Consider the following 19,488-nt stretch of genomic DNA (forward strand, 5'->3'; position numbering starts at 1 on the left):
CACTATATACTAGCATTATCTTAAATTTCTAACCACTTATTGGTCTTTTGCTGTGTTTTCAATCAAAAATTTACTAAAAGTAACATTTATACTCTTTATTTTATCATCAATTGCTGTATACGGTTTATACCTATCAATGCGTTCTGACTTACCAGATGTTGAATCACTCAAAGATTTACAGTGGCAAACTCCATTACAAATATATAGCAAAGATAGACTGTTAATTTCACAATTTGGTGAAAAAAAACGAATTCCTCTAACGCTTGATGAAGTTCCGCAACAATTAATTGATGCCTTGCTAGCAACAGAAGATGATCGATTTTACATGCACTTTGGTGTTGATCCTATTGGTTTGGGCCGTGCAGTACTTGCAAAGTTAATGGGTCAAGACAAAGGCGGTGCCAGTACTATTACCATGCAGGTAGCTCGTAATTTTTTCTTAACTCGGGAAGTAACTTATACCCGTAAGATAAGAGAAATATTTTTATCTTTTCATATTGAACATTTACTGACCAAAGATGAGATTTTAATGCTTTATATTAATAAAATCCCTCTCGGTCATCGTTCCTTTGGTTTTGGCGCAGCTGCTCAAGTGTATTATGGTAAAAACCTGAACCAACTTGACCTCGCACAAATTGCCGTTTTAGCAGGGCTGCCTAAAGCACCTTCCACCCTGAATCCTATTCGTTCGCCTGAACGAGCTAAAGCTCGTCGCTCAGTAGTATTAAGTAGAATGCTAGTTAGTGGTTATATTACCCAGCAACAATATCTACTGGCAAGAAATGCGCCTATAACAGGGAAAAGACATGGAGCAGAAATTGAGTTAAGCGCACCTTATGTAGCAGAAATGGCTCACCAAGAAGTTCTTGAACGTTATGGCAAAGATAAAGTTTATACTGAAGGTTATAAAGTTTTTACAACAATAACGGCTAAATTACAAACGGCAGCGGAGCAAGCCTTAGTAAATAATTTATTAAGTTATGATCAGCGTCACGGTTATCGCGGCCCGATAACATCTATCAGACCACAAGCCAATGGTTCACATAGTGATAAGTCATTAACACAACCGTTATCACATGATGAGCTTGATGCCGCATTAGACAAGGCTGTACATTATCAAATGTTAGAGCCTGCCGTCGTTGTCGCTCTTGAAGATAAATCGGTTAGTATTCATCTTCGTAATAATGTCACTGCAACTATTAACTGGGACGGGTTATCTTGGGCTCGTCCATACATCAATGACCAAAAACAAGGTCTTCCGCCTAAAGCAACGCACGACATTCTTAAATTTGGTGATGTTATTTTAGTGCAAAAGATGAACGATGGTGAATATCGTTTAGCACAGCTACCAACCGCCAGTGCAGCCATTGTTTCACTTTCTCCGGATGATGGCGCTATTAAAGCTGCGGTAGGTGGTTTTAGTTTTGAGCAGAGTCAGTTTAACCGTGTTACCCAAGCTAAACGCCAAGTAGGCTCTAATATTAAACCTTTTATCTATTCTGCAGCCTTAGATAATGGTTTTACGCTAGCTTCACTAGTTAATGATGCCCCTATCAATCAATGGGATAAGAGTTCCGGCGTTGTTTGGCGTCCAAAAAACTCACCAGAAACTTATGTTGGTCCTTTAAGAGTGCGTTTAGCCTTAGCACAATCTAAAAACGTTATTGCGGTTCGCTTATTAAAAAGTATTGGCGTTAATGAAACGGTAAATCATTTAACCAAATTTGGTTTTAAAGATAGCGACTTACCCCGTAATGAATCTTTAGCGCTTGGCTCTGCTTCATTGTCACCACTTGAAGTTGCTACTGGTTTTGCTGCATTTGCTAATGGTGGCTTCTTAGTTAAGCCTTATTTAATTGAGCGAATTGAAAATAGTAATGGCGATATAATATATCAAGCGAATCCAGCTTTAGCTTGCGATCCTTGTGTTGATGATGAACAAGTTGACGAGTCAGCCGTACCGTCAATTAACACCGATGATTTTTTCAGTAGCTATGGCAATACTGATACACAGACATTAGCAACAGAAGACATTGATACCGTTACCGCAATAAAACAAGCACCTCGTATTATCAGTGCTCAAAATGCCTTTTTAATAACACAAGCCCTTAACAGTGCTATTTGGGGAGCTGATTGGTCTGCCAAACATGGTTGGCAAGGAACAGGTTGGCGAGCAAGAACGCTTAAAAGACGTGATCTTTCAGGTAAAACTGGAACAACCAATGAAGCAAAAGATGCTTGGTTTTCAGGTTTCAGTCGGCGCCTAGTTACTACCTCATGGATTGGCTTTGATGATCCAAGTCATGTTCTAGGTAGGACTGTTTACAACAATAACCTAGGTAAAAATCAAACAACTGGTAATGAGTTTGGCGCAAAATCAGCTCAACCTGCTTGGATTGATTTTATGCAAGTAGCATTAGAAGATATTGAGGAAGAGTCTTTTCAACCTCCTGTAGATATGGTGTCGATACGTATTGATAAAGAAACAGGAAAATTAACCACAAAAACAGACAATAGTACTGAATTTGAATATTTCCGTTATCGTAATGTACCAACTGAATTTGTGATTGAAGATACTACCCGAGAAATTCTTTCTGGTGGCAGTGTCGAATCAGAAGAGGAACTCTTTTAACTTTTGCTGCTATATTATTCATAATAATAGCTAATCAGTTTTTTTAAATAAAAAAGCAGCTAGGCATATCACCTAGCTGCTTTTTTATTTAACCGCAATTTGGGCTAACGGATTTTTTGAGTCAGTTATTAGCCTGTTATGAGTCAGTATAAATAACCACATATTTAATGAGATTAGGATTGCTATTATATATATTTCATTAACACATTAGATAACCTGAGTTCGGGATAATGAAAGTGAATAGAATAATAATATCAATCACTTAGGATTTTACCTTTACAATAGTTTTAATTATTCGTAGTACAAGGCAGGAAAGCGAAGCCAATAACGGGTTATTGGGAGCTTTCATAACGAAGTAATACGGGTAATTAAGGCTGTTGTAGCATTTTGCTTATCCCGAACTCAGGTTAGATATTAAATATCTTTCATAAATACTTTAGAGTTACGCTGAAAGTTGTACATTTGTTTCTTCCCTTCCGGCAATCTTTCCAGTGACGTTTCAATGAAGCCTTGTTCTCTGAACCAATGACCACTCACTGTGGTTAACACGAATAATGACGTTAACCCCTGGTCTTTTGCATTAAATTCAATAGCTTTAATAATTCGCTCACCGCGATTACCTTTGCGATAATCAGGATCAATAACCACACAAGCTAGCTCCCCCGTATTTGCTTCTGGATAAGGATATAAGGCAGCACAAGCGATGATCACATCTTCTTTTTTAAGTACTGTAAAGTAATCAATCTCCATTTCAAGCAATTCTCTAGAACGCTTTACTAACACCCCTTCCTCTTCAAGTGGTTGAATTAATTCCAAAATACCGGCAACATCGTCAATAGTAGCTGTAGCAATTAGTTCTTGATGATCTTTTGCGATTAACGTCCCTGCACCATCTCGAGTAAATAGCTCTTGTAGTAAGGCCGTTTCACTTTGATAACTTACGCAATGACAACGTTCAACCCCATTTTCACCACTTTGGATAATAGATCTAAGCAATAATTGACGAACATGATCATCATCAACATCAAGCAATGTTTTTACCGTTCGTACACTACAACTACGAATTAACTGCCCAGATTTATCAATTAAACCATCATCTTCTGTAAAGGCAATTAATTTATCAGCTTTGAGTGCTATAGCGGTTTGCGTGGCAACATCTTCTAAGGCAAGGTTAAAAACTTCACCTGTTGGTGAATACCCCATAGGCGACAATAAAACAATTGAGCCATAATCAAGCTGCATATTTATACCATCAGAATCTATGCGTCTAACGCTACCGGTATATTTATAATCAATACCATTGCGTACTCCCATAGGCTTAGCAATAACAAAATTACCTGTGCTAACCCTAATTTGTGAACCGTGCATTGGTGAGTTCACCAAACCTGTAGAAAGTAATGCTTCAATATGAAGACGCAAAGAGCCCACTGCATCAGTCACTGCAACTAAGGTTTCAGAGTCGGTAACACGCACATTATTAACCACATTCTCAGTGATATTACGTTGATTAATTCTATCTTCAATTTGTGGACGTGCGCCATGTACAACCACTAACTTAACACCTAAGCTACGCAGTAATGAAATATCATGAATAATATTCGCAAAATTAGGATGCGATACGGCTTCACCACCAAACATAAGCACGACAGTTTTTCCACGATGTGCATTAATATACGGTGCAGCGTTTCTAAACCATTTTACGTAATTTTGATCACTGTTATTCATAGTTTCCATTTTATAACTCAGGTTTTTTAGTTTTATAAAGATGACTAAATTGTCATTAAAAAAAAGGCTGTTAAACTCCGCAATAAGCAGAAGAGTAACAGCCTCTTATACATTTATAGCGTAATACTATTTGCTTTGACCAACAATGTATTCCATTGCGACTTCATCTTCAGCATTTTTATTTGCACTTGGCGCACTATCTTCAATAATATTCTCAGCAAGTGAGTTTTTATCAATTTTTGTAAAACCAAGTTGTGCAAAATACTCAGGAATATAAGTTAACACGATAACTTGCGTTAATTCCATTTGATGTGCAAATTCAAGTAAGTACTGAACAAGTGCTTCGCCTTGACCTTGTTTTTGTGCTTCATCTTTAATAACAACAGAGCGTATTTCAGCTAAGCCTGTTTCATAAATATAAAGTGATGCAGTTCCAACAACTTCACCATCAATTTCGGCAACAACAAAGTTTTGAATGCTATGAATAATTTCATAACGTTCGCGTGGAAGTATCTCGCCTTTATCAGCCCAGTAGTTAGTTAACTGATGAATACTATCAACATCAGACATTCTTGCTCTACGAACTGACATTGCTGCTGCACGCTGTGCATTTAAACGTTGCTTAACTTGCTTTAAGGCAACTTTAATTTGTTGTTTACCTGGCGCACCAACCACCTGTTCGTTTAGGATTTCTTCGTTACCCGTAGCAAGTGCTTTTTGCACTTGTGAACGAGACGTTCCACCAAGCGCAACTCGTTTGTCTAGTGTTGATTCAATAGATAAATGTTGATAAACATCTTGTTCTATTTTGTCACTAAACTCTTGTAGTTGAGTAATAGTTAAATCTTCTAATGGAACAGATTTAGCGATTGCCGCAAGCACTACTTCACCAACAATATGATGTGCTTCACGGAACGGAATATCTTTACCTACCAAGTAGTCAGCAAGTTCAGTTGCGTTTGCGTAACCTTGCTGTGCTGCAGCTAAAGTACGAGAACGGTTTACTTTTAAGCCATCAGCTACAAGTACTGCCATTTCCATACATTCTTCCCACGTATCAAGTGCGTCGAATAAGCCTTCTTTGTCTTCTTGCATATCTTTGTTATACGCAAGCGCCAATGCTTTCATGGTTGTTAACATACCTGTTAATGAACCAAAAACACGACCCGCTTTACCACGAATTAATTCACAAGCATCAGGGTTTTTCTTTTGCGGCATTAATGATGAGCCAGAGCTAACTAAATCGCTCATTTCAACAAAACCCGCTTCGCCTGAGTTATAAAAAACTAAATCTTCAGCAAAACGTGATAAATGCACCATTGAAATACTAGCAGTCGCTAATAACTCAATCACGTGATCACGATCAGAAACCGCATCAAGGCTGTTCATAGTCGCTGTTCTAAAACCTAAACGACCCGCTAAAGCATTACGATCGATTGGATAAGCAGTCCCCGCTAAAGCGCCTGAGCCTAATGGCGAAACATCTAAGCGATAAAGGGCATCTTTAAGACGACCAATATCACGGTTAAACATCTCAACATATGCTAAACACCAGTGGCCGAAAGTAACAGGCTGTGCACGTTGTAAATGTGTGTAACCTGGTAAAACCGTGTCTTTCTCACGTTCAGCTAAGTTCATCATTGCTTGTTGTAAGTTAACAAGGGCTAGTAATAAATCACCACCTGTTTCTTTACACCAAAGTTTTAAATCGGTAGCAACTTGGTCATTACGGCTACGACCTGTATGGAGCTTCTTACCTAAATCACCAGTTTTTTCAATTAACTGAATTTCTACCCAGCTATGGATATCTTCGGCATCAGATAACAAAATTTGCTTAGGATTCTCTTCTACCGACACTTTTAATTCTTCTAAAGCTTCAGTTAAACGAACTAATTCACCATCGTTGATAACGCCTACTTCATGAATAGCTTGTGCCCATGCAATTGACCCAACAATATCTTGTACTGCCATACGGTAATCTACTGGTAACGAGTCATTGAATTTTTTAAATTGTAAACTCGCTTTTTCTTTAAATCTTCCGCCCCATAACGCCATTATTATTCGCCTTTACTTTTTGAAGAATCTTGTAATGCAGTTTTTTGAGAAAGCGCTGTAATGCGACTTGATAAACTAAATAAACGGATAAAGCCTTCAGCATGTTTTTGATCGTAAACATCATCAGCACCAAATGTTGCAAACGCTTCTGAGTACAAGCTATTTGGTGAACGACGTTGTACAACTTGCGCCATACCTTTGTATAATTTAACCACTACATCGCCTGTTAGTTTCTCAGCAAAAGACGCTGCAGAAGCTAGCTGTGCTTTAGCAAGTGGTGTAAACCAACGACCATCATAAATTACATGTGAGAATTCATGGCCTACAGATTCACGATATTTCAGTGATTCTTTATCAAGGATTAATGTTTCTAAACCTTTGTAAGCAGCCATTAAGATTGTGCCACCAGGAGTTTCGTAACAACCACGAGACTTCATACCTACTAAACGGTTTTCAACAATGTCGATTCTACCAACACCGTGTGCAGCACCTTTAGCATTTAAGTACATTAGTGCATCGTAAGCACCAGATTCTGTTGAAGTAAAATCTTTGCCATCAACAGCAACTAATTCACCTTCTTTAAAGCTTAATTGTACTTTTTCAGGAACGTCTGGAGCATCCATAGGATCAACCGTCATAGTCCATACTTCTTTAGAAGGCTCACACCAAGGGTCCTCTAACTCGCCACCTTCGTGAGAGATATGCCATGCGTTTGCATCACGGCTATAAATTTTAGTTAGTGATGCTGAACATGGGATGTTACGCTCTGCTAAGTAATCAAGTAAATCTTCACGAGATACCATATCCCACTCACGCCATGGAGCAATAACAGTTAGCTCTGGTGCAAGCGCAGCAAAACAAGCTTCAAAACGTACTTGGTCGTTACCTTTACCAGTACAACCGTGACAAAGTGCATCAGCACCTACTTTAAGCGCAATTTCAACGTGTGCTTTAGCAATTACTGGGCGCGCCATTGACGTGCCTAAAAGGTATTGACCTTCGTATACTGCACCCGTTTTTAAAATTGGGTAAACGTATTCTTTGATGTATTCTTCTTTTAAGTCAACAACGTGACATTCAGAAGCACCAGAAGCGATAGCTTTTTCTTGAATACCTACAAGTTCTTCTTCGCCTTGACCAACATCAGCACAAAACGCAACAACTTCACAACCTTCGTAGTTTTCTTTCAACCATGGAATGATTGCAGAAGTATCTAAACCACCTGAGTACGCGAGTACTACTTTTTTAATTTTTTTCTTTGCTAAAGCCATTTTTAATCTCTCTTAAATGTTAGATCTGACTAGGTAACCTGAACTCGGGATAATAACTTGCTTTCTAGCTACTGTTTTTCCTTAATACTGCGTTAAATTTAATTGCAATAGGCTCGCTATTGGCGCTTAAATTTGCCTTGTACTAAGAAAAAACATCAAGCTAGAATATGTGAAATATCATAAAGTACCTTTATTTCATATTGTTAGCTAATTTCTTATCCCGAGCTCAGGTTAGGTAATATTACTATCACGCTAGTCTAAATTATTTCGTTATTTTGTCTAATAAATACTAGTTCTATTTATTAGTTATTTTCTTACAAATTATTAAATCGATTTTTGTTCGTACGTTAGTTGCTGCAAGAGCAAGGCAAAAGCACGGAGCTGACGCATGTCAGTGAGTACTTTTAACGCCGCTATTGTGGCAAATAACTAGTACAAAATTTAATTTGAAAATAAGGCGACTAAAACTGCATTTTGCGCCCACATTCTGTTTTCCGCTTGTTGGAATACTTTTGACAGTTCACTATCAAATAATTCCGTTGTTATTTCTTCTTCCAAATGCGCTGGCTGACAATGTAATACTGTTGTCGCCTGGGCTTTTGCCATTAAGGCATGATTTACTTGATACGGCGCAAACTTAGCTAATACGGCGGCTTTTTTGCTTGGGTCTTCATCACCCATAGAAACCCAAGTATCTGTATAAATAACATCTTGTTGACCAATAGCATCAATATCATTGGTTAAGATAAATTTACTGCCTGATGCTTGCGCTAGCTTTTGTGTTTTTTCAATAAGACCTTGTTCAGGCTCACAACCTTGTGGGCAAACTAAAGTAAAGTCTACTCCCAGTGTTGCGGCCATTATCATCAATGAATTAGATACGTTATTACCATCACCTACGTAAGCTAATTTCACTTGGCTTAAGTCTGGATAATTTTCGCTTAATGTTACAAAATCAGCCAGTGCCTGACAAGGATGATATAGGTCACATAATGCGTTAACTACAGGTACACTAGCGTGTTCTGCTAAGCCTTTAATTGACTCATGACTAAACACACGGGCAACAATGGCATCAGCAAAACAAGATAAGTTTTTAGCGTAATCACTTACTCGTTCACGTTCGCCTAACTTGCCGTTTTGTTGGCCTAAGTAAAGCGCATGACCACCCAATTTATTAATACCCATATCAAAACTTACATGAGTTCTTAGTGAGGGTTTTTCAAAGATCATCGCAACCGATTTACCGGCTAATACTTGGTTGTAGTCTTCTGGATTTTTCTTAATATTAATCGCCAATTCGATTAACGCTAATAATTCACTTTTAGTTAGCTGATCGTCAGCTAAAAAATTTGATAATTGTATTAATTCTTTCGACATAAGTCTGGTCTCTAAAATTGAGTTCGAGTGCTGTAATGGTCGTATTAATGATTTAATATTGTAACTATATTAGTCACATAATTGCACCCATTTAACCAAGCTAAATCAACTTGGGCTAATTTAGCTAGGTTATTAGGTTAGCTTGGCTGTATCTGCGTGCCAATACCTTGACCATCAAGTAATTGAGTAATTTGTTCAGGCGATTGCCAGCTGGCAACCGCGATACTTCGACCTAATTGCTGGGCAGCTTGTAATGCAGCGTTTACTTTCGCCGTCATACCGCCAGCAATAACACCTTGTTCGATAAGTTTGTCAGCTTCTTCGCCATTTAACGAGGTTAAATACTCGCCATCAGCACCTTTTACACCATTAACATCAGTTAGTAGTAATAATTGGGCATTCAATAACTGACAAATAGCAACAGCGGCATCATCAGCATTTACATTAACTAAATCACCATTATCTAATGCGCCGATAGATGAAATCACAGGTAAAAACTCACATTGAAGTAATGCGTTTAGTAATTTACTATTTTTAGGTTGTGGAATACCTACTTGACCTAAGTCTTGGGTAGATAGAGTACAGCTAATCATTTCGCCATCATTTAATGACAAACCAACAGCCGTTAACGACATACTGTTTGCGGTTGCAACAATAGACTTATTCACAGTACCCGCTAAGGCACCACTAATTAATGGTATTTGTGTTTTAGGCGTTACACGTAAACCATGTTTCTTTTCAGTTGTAAAACCGGCTTGCGCTAACATTTCATCAACCACGCAGCCACCGCCATGCACTAACACCACTTGTTTATCTTTTAACGTTGCAATAACAGCTAATAAGGCACTAAGGGCTGATTCTTTTTCAAGAATGGCACCACCAATTTTAATCACTAATGGCTTTACTATTTGTTCCACTTCTTGAGTTGAGAAGGAGTTGCTCATTTATATGCCTTATTTTTTAACGTGTTTTATAACTAAATGTGTTTGCTTGATTTATGCCAAATAACTTAACTGTTAATCAATGAATATTCGCTTGGTAAACCTAATGAAAGATTAAAACATTGCATTGCTTGTGATGACGCACCTTTAAGTACGTTATCAATAGCACAACTTACCACAACAACATGTTTTTCTTCATCATATTGCCAATGTACATCCGCGAACGGTGTATACGCAACATTACCTATTTCAGGCCATTTTTTAACGATTCTAACTAATGGCGTATTTGCATAAGCGTCTTGAAAAGCTTGGTCAACTTGTGCGCTAGTTACGCCAATTTTAAGCTGTAAAGTAACCGTTGACAACAGTCCACGCTTATAAGGAGCTAAATGTGGGTTAAATATTACCGAAACGTTTGATTCTTGTGATATTTCAGGTTGATGTCTGTGTTGTAAAATATTGTATGGCTTTAAGCTAACTTCATTAAAATTAGTCGCTAAAGAAGCATTTCTACCTGCGCCACTAACACCACTAATACCGTTTACAACTACTAATGAGTTTTCTACGTGTAAGTTATTCGTAGTAATTGGTTTTAAGCAAAGTAAACTTGCTGTTGGGTAGCAACCTGGTACCGCCACTAAGTTAGTATTAGCTATGTTATCTGCTTCCCATTCAGCTAGACCATAAATCGCTTTTGCTAAAGCATTGGTATCAGCATGTTCAAAGCCGTAATATTTAGGATAATCACTCGCATCTTTTAATCTAAAGCCACCTGATAGATCAAAGACTTTTACGCCAGCGTCTAAAAAGGCTTGTGCCCAATCAGCACTAAAGTCATGTGGCGTTGCAAAAAACACTACATCTAGATTAGCTGCACACTTGTCAAACCAGTCTTGTGAGAAGGCTTCAAGAGCTAAATCACACACACCTTGGAAGCGTCCGTGTAACTCGCTGAATAATTTACCTTCTGAATCGCTGTTTTCTGAAACAACAAGATGAGAAATTTCTGCGTGAGAATGCTTGCTTAATAAGCCAACAAGTTCAGCACCTGCGTAGCCGCTAGCGCCAACAATAGCAACTTTTTGTACACTGTTATTCGAATCTGTTATAGCCTTTGTCATATTGGAGGTAGCCTTATTTGAGCATGTTATTTACACTTAAAGAAGTAAGGTAACACCAAGTGGGTAGTTATGCAACTTATCAGCATAACTATTTAATTAAATATTATTAAATATTCACATACATAGGTCAACAATGACAAAACTGCCTGATTTTAGTCAAAGCTTAAGTCAATTAATCGCCTGTCCATCAATCAGCTCTACGCAAGCGAGTTGGGATCAAGGTAATAAAGAGGTTATCCATTTACTGGCAAGCTGGTTTGAGCAGCTTGGTTTTAGTATTGAGATTCAAGCTGTACCCGACACTAACAACAAGTTTAATTTACTGGCAAAATTAGGTAGTGGCGAAGGTGGTTTATTATTGGCAGGCCATAGCGACACAGTACCTTTTGATGAAAACCGTTGGGAGTCTGATCCGCATAAAGTGATCAACCAAGATGATAAGTTTTTTGGTTTAGGTACCTGTGATATGAAAGGTTTTTTCGCCTTTATATTACAAGTATGTAAAGATTTAAAAGCTGCACAGCTTAAAAAGCCTTTATATATTCTTGCCACCGCCGATGAAGAAACCACCATGGCAGGTGCACGTTTTTTTGCAAAAAAACAAGTGATAAAACCTGATGTTGCCATTATTGGTGAGCCAACTAACTTAGTACCTGTAGTTATGCATAAAGGTCATATGTCACACCGTATAAGTGTTGAGGGTAAATCCGGGCATTCAAGTAACCCAAATTTAGGCGTTAATGCCATTGAAATAATGTATAAAGTTATTGGGCAATTACTTGAACTAAAAGAACTATTGTCTCGAAATCACAATAACACCGCCTTTGATGTACCTGCACCAACCTTAAACCTCGGTGCTATTTCAGGTGGAGATAATTCCAACCGTATATGTGGCCACTGTCATTTAGATATAGATTTGCGCTCTTTACCCGGTATGAATGATAGCGAAATGATCACTTGGTTAAGTGACGCACTAAAAAACTTAGCTGAACATTACCCTGGTAGAATAACTTTTACAGAACTACACCCTAGTTCCCCCAGTTTTGAGCAAAAAAAGCCCAGTACCTTTATTGATATTGCCGAAGAAATAAGTGGTCACAAATGTTGTGCTGTTAACTACGCTACCGAAGCCCCATTTATTCAACAACTAGGCTGTCAAACTATAGTATTAGGGCCGGGTTCAATTGACCAAGCGCATCAACCTAATGAGTTTTTAGCACACAGTGAAATTGATAAAACAGAAAAGTTATTAACAAGAATGATCCAACAGTATTGTTTGTAGCACTTTAGCGAATAATGTTAAGCCTATTAGACTCTTCTTATTCAAATAGCTTGATTAAGTAAAATAGGCTATTCCGAGCTGAGGTTAGGTTTACAAATACTTCAACCAAACCGAATCGGGGTGTTTTGCTTTAAATCCTCGATACCACAAACAAAATGGGTACAGTAGCAATAACAACAGGCCGGTAATTATGTAGGTATAAGTTAGGTTAGTAAAATGATGTAATCCCCCATAAGTGGCGGTACCTGTTAATAAAATACGGTGTACTAAATAAAACATCATCGAAGTTTGACCAAAAACTAACAATACGCCATTGGCACGTACACCTATTCGTTTCTCAAGTTGCATCATTCCCGCTAATATAATTGCCATTAGGCCAAGTTCAAGCATTAAGTAACTCGCCGAGGGTGGGTACTTACTTACATGTAACCATTGTTCCCAGGTATTATCTCCTCGGAATAAAAACATATTACCGTAGTCGTTAAAATACCTGATTACGGTAAAAGCAATTAAAGCGAGAAAACCTAGTCTAAATAATAATTGCGAGGGGGTTATTTTTATTTTCCCTTGCCCATAATCAAGAATATAGCGCCCAAATACCCAGCCTAATATCATTACAGCTAACCAAGGTATTACAGGATAAGAAATACTTAAATCATGGGTGTAATATTTACCAATAAGTAAAGCAACAATAATTGATTGCTCTTGCCCGTTAGTAAACCAAAATTGTGCCGTAACTAATTCACCACCTAGAATCCACGCCATGGCAATAATCAATAATTGCGCACTTGATAAACGCCTAAAAAATGCCATACACATCATGGCAACACCAATAGCATATAGCACTTGAAAAGTAAGGCGACCCGAAAAGAAGGAAGTAATAGTTGGGTCAAGTAGTGCGATAAAAGCACCACGCAACAAGATACCTTTATCAATACCTTTACTGTCGAAGCCTTTCGAAAGTTTTCGTTCGACACTAATGGCTAATGCAGTACCAGCAAGAAAAACAAACACTGGAGCACAGATGTGACTTATCCAACGAGTAATAAACTCCCATACCGGTAATGGCGTTCCAGCAACATAATTAGCAGCAGAGTCCGCCGCAATATGGCCTTTGTTATACGCCATAGACACATGATCAAGCACCATGATAATCATCACAAAGCCACGCATCCAGTCAATAGCAGCAATACGTGTACTTTTTACAGCTGGTGTCATTTACTATGTCCTTATTTTTTTATTAACGCGTGATATGTATTAACGCATGATATGAAAAATAAATTCTTTTGCTGGGGAGTTAGTATGAATTTTCATTTACACGTAAATCAGCTTAGCAAAAGACGAGCTAAGTTCTGCAAACTTTATGTATCAAATATTGTCATACCTTTCTGATGCCAGTTGAAGTTATAAATAAATCATCTCCAAATGGTCTTATCAAACTATAACATTATAACTTCCTTTATAAATACGAAATAAATACGAAAAAACGGTTAACACATTAGTTAATTTTACTAGCGTGTTAACCGTTTTTAATATCATTATCCAGAGTTCAGGTTAAATAAGGTGAAATCACTACAATTTTAACGATTACTTACCTAACCATTCTACTTTATACAAATCGCGACGGCGATCTAAGTAGTTTCTTACTGAGCCTTCATTTTGAAGCTTATTAAGCTTTTCAAGATCAAGGTCTACAATCAGGGTCATTTCAGTATTTGGTGTTGTTTCAGCCATAATCGCATCATGAGGAAACGAAAAGTCTGATGGTGAAAATACCGCTGATTGTGCATATTGAATATCTGCACCATCCACTTTAGGTAAATTGCCAACACTACCAGCAATAGCAACGTAACATTCATTTTCAATAGCACGAGCCTGTGCACAAAGTCGTACTCTAAGGTAACCGTTTTTAGTGTCGGTCCAAAAAGGAACGAAGAGCATTTGCATCCCTTGCTCTGACTGTAAACGCGCTAATTCAGGAAATTCAACATCGTAACAAATTAACACGCCAATTTTTCCAAAGTCGGTATCAAATACTTTTAATTCATTACCCCCTTGCATTATCCACGCTTTCTTTTCATGTGGCGTAGGGTGTATTTTATATTGCGCTTCTACCGTACCGTCGCGACGACATAAATATGAAACGTTTAACAGTTCATCGTCTTCTAAAACAGGCATTGACCCAGCAATAACATTAATATTATATGAAACGGCCAGTTTTGAAATAGACTCAACAATTTCCGCACTATATTCAGTTAACGCCTTAATAGAGTCGATAGAGTTTATATGATTTTCGATCCCCATCAACGGTGCATTAAAGAATTCAGGAAATAAAGCAAGATCACATTGATAGTCTGATAACGCATCAATAAAAAACTCAACCTGTTGCATTAATTCGCCTACTGAATTAAATGGACGCATTTGCCACTGCACACAACCAATACGTGCTGTGGTTCTATCCGCACCAATTAATGGCGATTTTTCAGGATCATAATAAAGGTTATTCCATTCTAATAAAGTAGCGTAACCATGAGATTCTTTATCTTCAGGTAAGTAACCTTTTATCACACGCTTAACATCAAATTCATTCGACAATTGAAATGTCAAAATAGGATCATAAATTTCTTTTCTTTTCACACGCTCTATATAAGCTTGCGGCGTTAATTCCTTAGAATAATTTTCGTAATTAGGAATACGACCGCCAGCAACAATCGCTTTTAAGTTTAGGTTTTGACAAAGCTCTTTTCTCGCTTCATAAAGACGTCGTCCTAAACGCATAGCGCGATAGTCAGGTGAAACAAATACGTCTACGCCATACAACACATCACCTAATGGATCATGTGTTGTTAAATACGCATCACCGGTAATTTCATCGTAAGTATGCTGATCGCCAAATTTATCGTAATCAACAATAACACTAAAAGCAGCGGCAACAACCACACCGTGATCTTCAATACAAATTTGTCCATCTTGAAAGACTTTGAGTTGCGCGCGAAACTTTTTCTCCGGCCAAGCACCGCCCAAACTAGGATAAACTTCATCCATTAATTTTTTAATATCAGCCCAATCATCAAGAGTTAGATGTCTTAGGTTAAGTTTATGCTCTGATTCTTCATTCATATCTATTGCTCACCGCTATGTGTTAGTTAATTAACTTAATCCTCAAGACTATTCTTAAAGAGCTAATTGAATAAAAGGGTGCTCTACTTCATTATTATGAATAGATAAATATCATAAAATATAGCGCGACACCTAGATTGCTAGATATACGACAGAGCTTAATAAAAGGCAAGAATTTAACATGACAATGTAAATATAATTTAAGGGCTAGATGACAATAATTTTGCTCGCCGCAACTACTTCGCGGCGTTAACTTATTTAATTAACTTAATTGATTAAGTCGTTAATTTACATTGTTCCACAATTTTTGATTAATTTTAGCAGAAAAATATTCATTGGCTTGCCAACATCGCGGTAATAAATCTAACTTTTTTCTCTCTTCGGGATTAGAACTTAACAGCTCTAGTATTTCATTTAAACGCGCTTTGCTTAGCCTAGCCAGTTTCTTAGCGGTTTGTGTAAAGTACAAGTTTTTATGAATCGGTACCGCAATATTTTGCCCATAACCGATATAAGCCAATTTTCTTGTCGCCATACGGCAATGTGGATGCTCAGGGTTATCAGGATATAGGGTATTTACGATAGCGAATTCGTAACAGTCTCCTTGTTCAATAAAACCACCATGTGGCATATAAACAACACCAAAACCCTGCGGAAACATGCCCGTTATTTTATATAGCGCATCAACAACTCTTTGCTCACATGCACCAAGTTCAGCATTTTTATTAAGCACTTGAAAAACTTGAGGCAATAATTTGTAGTTATAATTATCCTTGGTAGATAATATTATTGAGGTATAGATTTGTGGCACTTTTAAAATATTACCAACGCTGCCTTTAGGATTAACACTGGTTTTTAATAGTAATCTAATAAAAGCTAACTTGTCTTGCTCATCACGCTTAAATTGATCTCGCTCAGGCTTAGTATTTCCCTTAAAAGTAGGCATACCTATACCTTCTACAAGGTATCGAATAGTTTCACTGTAGTTTATTTGTAAAAGCTGTTTGCGTTGCTCAACTTCAAGTGTTCTAAATGGGTTTAAGTTACCTTCTTCTCCACACAGTATCGCTTGAGCTTTTGGGTGGTAGTTACCAATATCTTGTAATAATGCCGCCATGATTAATGGAATTTTAACTTGCTCTATAAATCGCTTGTACGCTTTATAATCATGATAGGCGAAATTAAGATATTGCTCCGCCGATACACCAACCAAAAACTTACTTATATAAGGCTCACTTATTTGCCCATTAATAATTAATTGGTCAAGTAAACGTAGTGATAATACAGCTTTATATACTGACTTACTCTGTTCATTGCTGGCAGCTACATTTTTTCCTTCTGTAGGACTAAGCAGTTGAATGGTTCCCAAAAACTGAGCCGATTTTTTATTATTTTCGACAAAATTTTCTCCTTCAGCTAACTCAAGAATATTACGAGTAATAGCCAATAAACTAGCATATCGTTCATCACTCAATATTTGTAAAACCTGAAGTTCTTGACCTGAGATTTGTTCATCTGTAGGGCGAAATTCTTCTTGAGAAAAATAACTAATCGCACGATCGAGTAAAGAGTCTTTTACGGCACTACGCCCGTAGACTTTTGCTAACAAAAAAGTAATTTGTCGTGTGTAATTTGTTTGGTGGGGAGAGTCTTTAGCCATTGTACCGCTAGGTTTAGTAAGTAATAACTATCATGTTAGTCATAATACCTAAAAACAATAGTTAGACAAGTACTGTTAGTTAACAAAACATTACGAAATGAAATCAGTCAATATCGTAATGTTTAAAGGCGAGGATATAAATGTCATCGCCTAACCTTTATCTTATTTTTGGCTTTGTTCTAGCCCGTGCGCTAAATCGGCCAAAATATCATCTATAAATTCGATACCAACAGAGATTCGAACTAATGACTGAGTAATACCTGCTTCTAACTGATCGGCTATTTCCATACCCGCATGAGTCATAGTAGAAGGATGACTAATTAAACTTTCAACACCGCCTAACGATTGTGCAAGAGTAAATAAGCTTAAGTTATCAAATAATTTTTTAACGGCTTCAACACCACCTTTAACTTCAAAGCTTAACATTGAGCCATAACCACTTTGTTGCTTTTTAGCAATTTGATGACCGGCATGATCTTCAAAGCCAGGAAAGTAAACCGCATCAACGCCAGAGTGGTTTTTCAGAAAGCTAGCGACTTGTAATGCATTTTCTTGATGTTGTTTTATACGTACCGGTAATGTTTTTAAGCCACGTAATGCTAAAAAGCTATCAAACGCGCTGCCAGTAATTCCAATACAATTGGCCCACCAAGCAAGAGTTTCACCTAACTCTTGAGTTTTAGTCACTAACACACCGCCAACTACATCACTGTGACCATTTATGTACTTAGTGGTTGAATGAAAAACAATATCAGCGCCCAGTGTTAATGGTAATTGCAACGCTGGTGATAAAAAGGTGTTATCAACCGCAACTAATGCCCCAACTTCATGGCAAGCTTTAGTAACTTCTTCGATATCAACTAACCGCAGTAATGGGTTACTTGGGCTTTCAATTAATACTAATTTAGGCTTTTGCGCTAAGGCATCGGTTAAAGCTTGCTGATCATTTTGATCTATCACAATAAGTTTAAACTGACCGCGTTTAGCTAAATGGGTAAATAGTCTAAAACTACCACCGTAGCAATCATGTGGAATAACAACGGTATCTTCGGGTGTTAGCAACTGACAAATTAAATGTACCGCTGCCATACCTGTGCCAGTAACAATACCTACACTGCCCTGCTCTAATTCAGCAATAGTTTCGCCAAATAATGCTCGCGTTGGATTACCGGTTCGAGAATAATCAAATTGACGTTTCTCATTAAAACCTTTTAATGCGTACGTACTTGATAAGTGGATAGGAGCAACTACGGCACCATGATGCGCGTCTTTATTAATTCCTGCAGTTACTGCTAAGGTATTAATATTTTTAATCGACATACTCTTCTCCGTTGGTAAATACGTGTTAACACGATTTTTTGAAATAATGATATACACAATAATGACATAAACATAGTTATGTATACATGCATCATGAGATATTTAAGTATCGATTTAAGTGACTATATTAAATAACCATAATACTAAATAAATTTAGATGTTTGGACGTCTATAACTCTAAACATTTTACTGATTTTGGTCAAGTAATTTTAGACATCTAAACTTCTACTTGACTGGTTTCTTCCAACAGGTAAAATCACTTATATAAAGTATTAATAGCTTATACCAATTTCATTAATTAAGTGCTCTATTTTAGACGGAGGAAAAATCATTAAATACAAGGCATTTATTTACATAACTAGTTGTTCTAATTATTAAATAAATAACGTTGTAGTTAGTGGTTTTAACCCGTATAAATGATCACTTAGTTTGTGATATTGGTATTATCATAGTATTACAGAGGAATACCCATGGCTCAGTGGAATGACGAGTACATAAATCCCTATGCCGAACACGGTAAAAAAAGCGAACAAGTAAAGAAGATTACTGTTTCTATTCCTTTACGTGTACTCAAAGTGTTAACGGATGAACGCACCAGACGACAAGTAAATAACCTTCGCCATGCTACTAATAGCGAATTATTATGTGAAGCATTCTTACATGCTTTTACTGGGCAACCGCTACCTGATGATGAAGATTTAGCAAAAGATAACAATGAAAAGTTACCTGCAAGTGTTAGGCGCTTACTCGAAGCAAAAGGCATCACCGATTTTAGTGCGTATGAAACTGATGACGCTGAACTTGATGATGTGAACGAATAAACGTTCATAATTTTTGAGTTAGAGCATTTAAAAAAGGTACTTTTATAAGTACCTTTTTTTAACCGCTAAAAACACCAACACTCTGTTAAAACTTCTCCGATAGACTAATGTAATTAAGCTCAATACTACTTTTTAAAGTTATGTGTTAATATCAAAAGCACTC

The 19,488-nt window shown here is 37.3% G+C and carries 13 protein-coding genes; 3 read left to right on the plus strand and 10 right to left on the minus strand.

The window, feature by feature from the left end; all coding sequences use genetic code 11:
* Positions 1-52 precede the first annotated feature (52 nt).
* Positions 53-2,632, plus strand: coding sequence for a penicillin-binding protein 1A (locus CWS31_RS11365; RefSeq protein WP_425457528.1), 2,580 nt, complete (start codon positions 53-55; stop codon positions 2,630-2,632).
* Between the two features lie 414 nt (positions 2,633-3,046).
* On the opposite strand, the gene argA is transcribed toward CWS31_RS11365, so the two are convergent.
* The 6 genes from argA to argC form a co-directional block, all read right to left on the minus strand.
* Positions 3,047-4,357, minus strand: a complete 1,311-nt coding sequence (gene argA, locus CWS31_RS11370) for an amino-acid N-acetyltransferase (RefSeq protein WP_101345688.1) — start codon at positions 4,355-4,357, stop codon at positions 3,047-3,049.
* A gap of 126 nt (positions 4,358-4,483) precedes the next feature.
* Positions 4,484-6,412, minus strand: coding sequence for an argininosuccinate lyase (gene argH, locus CWS31_RS11375; RefSeq protein WP_101345650.1), 1,929 nt, complete (start codon positions 6,410-6,412; stop codon positions 4,484-4,486).
* Positions 6,413-6,414: 2 nt separating this feature from the next.
* Positions 6,415-7,683 (minus strand): argininosuccinate synthase, encoded by a 1,269-nt coding sequence (locus tag CWS31_RS11380; RefSeq protein WP_101345649.1) that lies wholly within the window; start codon positions 7,681-7,683, stop codon positions 6,415-6,417.
* A gap of 441 nt (positions 7,684-8,124) precedes the next feature.
* Positions 8,125-9,060: an ornithine carbamoyltransferase gene (locus CWS31_RS11385; protein WP_101345648.1), complete on the minus strand. Its 936-nt coding sequence runs from the start codon at positions 9,058-9,060 to the stop codon at positions 8,125-8,127.
* Between the two features lie 137 nt (positions 9,061-9,197).
* Positions 9,198-10,004, minus strand: a complete 807-nt coding sequence (gene argB / locus CWS31_RS11390) for an acetylglutamate kinase (RefSeq protein WP_101345647.1) — start codon at positions 10,002-10,004, stop codon at positions 9,198-9,200.
* A 65-nt stretch (positions 10,005-10,069) separates the two neighbouring features.
* Positions 10,070-11,122, minus strand: a complete 1,053-nt coding sequence (argC, locus tag CWS31_RS11395) for an N-acetyl-gamma-glutamyl-phosphate reductase (RefSeq protein ID WP_101345646.1) — start codon at positions 11,120-11,122, stop codon at positions 10,070-10,072.
* A gap of 133 nt (positions 11,123-11,255) precedes the next feature.
* On the opposite strand from argC, the gene argE reads away from it, so the two are divergent.
* Positions 11,256-12,404: an acetylornithine deacetylase gene (gene argE, locus CWS31_RS11400; protein WP_101345645.1), complete on the plus strand. Its 1,149-nt coding sequence runs from the start codon at positions 11,256-11,258 to the stop codon at positions 12,402-12,404.
* A gap of 90 nt (positions 12,405-12,494) precedes the next feature.
* Here the strand turns inward: argE and CWS31_RS11405 are convergent, their stop codons facing one another.
* From CWS31_RS11405 to metB, 4 genes are all read right to left on the minus strand, one after another.
* Complete coding sequence (locus tag CWS31_RS11405; RefSeq protein WP_101345644.1) at positions 12,495-13,622, minus strand: acetyltransferase domain-containing protein; 1,128 nt, start codon at positions 13,620-13,622, stop codon at positions 12,495-12,497.
* A 369-nt stretch (positions 13,623-13,991) separates the two neighbouring features.
* Positions 13,992-15,524, minus strand: coding sequence for a bifunctional GNAT family N-acetyltransferase/carbon-nitrogen hydrolase family protein (locus CWS31_RS11410; protein ID WP_101345643.1), 1,533 nt, complete (start codon positions 15,522-15,524; stop codon positions 13,992-13,994).
* 283 nt (positions 15,525-15,807) lie between these two features.
* Positions 15,808-17,184: a hypothetical protein gene (locus CWS31_RS11415; RefSeq protein ID WP_101345642.1), complete on the minus strand. Its 1,377-nt coding sequence runs from the start codon at positions 17,182-17,184 to the stop codon at positions 15,808-15,810.
* Positions 17,185-17,346: 162 nt separating this feature from the next.
* The gene (gene metB, locus CWS31_RS11420) at positions 17,347-18,504 is read right to left on the minus strand and encodes a cystathionine gamma-synthase (RefSeq protein ID WP_101345641.1); all 1,158 of its coding nucleotides are present in this window, start codon (positions 18,502-18,504) and stop codon (positions 17,347-17,349) included.
* A gap of 470 nt (positions 18,505-18,974) precedes the next feature.
* On the opposite strand from metB, the gene metJ reads away from it, so the two are divergent.
* Entirely contained in the window at positions 18,975-19,325 is a 351-nt protein-coding gene (metJ, locus tag CWS31_RS11425) for a met regulon transcriptional regulator MetJ (protein WP_101345640.1), read from the plus strand.
* Positions 19,326-19,488: the final 163 nt, after the last annotated feature.

Origin of the sequence: Colwellia echini, from assembly GCF_002843355.2 — a bacterium.
Lineage (GTDB): Bacteria > Pseudomonadota > Gammaproteobacteria > Enterobacterales > Alteromonadaceae > Colwellia > Colwellia echini.

What these genes read in the sequence shown, in the direction of transcription:
- argA (WP_101345688.1), bottom strand. Translation starts at nt 4,357, where the DNA reads ATGAATAACAGTGATCAAAATTACGTAAAATGGTTTAGAAACGCTGCA.
- argH (WP_101345650.1), bottom strand. Translation starts at nt 6,412, where the DNA reads ATGGCGTTATGGGGCGGAAGATTTAAAGAAAAAGCGAGTTTACAATTT.
- CWS31_RS11380 (WP_101345649.1), bottom strand. Translation starts at nt 7,683, where the DNA reads ATGGCTTTAGCAAAGAAAAAAATTAAAAAAGTAGTACTCGCGTACTCA.
- CWS31_RS11385 (WP_101345648.1), bottom strand. Translation starts at nt 9,060, where the DNA reads ATGTCGAAAGAATTAATACAATTATCAAATTTTTTAGCTGACGATCAG.
- argB (WP_101345647.1), bottom strand. Translation starts at nt 10,004, where the DNA reads ATGAGCAACTCCTTCTCAACTCAAGAAGTGGAACAAATAGTAAAGCCA.
- argC (WP_101345646.1), bottom strand. Translation starts at nt 11,122, where the DNA reads ATGACAAAGGCTATAACAGATTCGAATAACAGTGTACAAAAAGTTGCT.
- argE (WP_101345645.1), top strand. Translation starts at nt 11,256, where the DNA reads ATGACAAAACTGCCTGATTTTAGTCAAAGCTTAAGTCAATTAATCGCC.
- CWS31_RS11405 (WP_101345644.1), bottom strand. Translation starts at nt 13,622, where the DNA reads ATGACACCAGCTGTAAAAAGTACACGTATTGCTGCTATTGACTGGATG.
- CWS31_RS11410 (WP_101345643.1), bottom strand. Translation starts at nt 15,524, where the DNA reads ATGAATGAAGAATCAGAGCATAAACTTAACCTAAGACATCTAACTCTT.
- CWS31_RS11415 (WP_101345642.1), bottom strand. Translation starts at nt 17,184, where the DNA reads ATGGCTAAAGACTCTCCCCACCAAACAAATTACACACGACAAATTACT.
- metB (WP_101345641.1), bottom strand. Translation starts at nt 18,504, where the DNA reads ATGTCGATTAAAAATATTAATACCTTAGCAGTAACTGCAGGAATTAAT.
- metJ (WP_101345640.1), top strand. Translation starts at nt 18,975, where the DNA reads ATGGCTCAGTGGAATGACGAGTACATAAATCCCTATGCCGAACACGGT.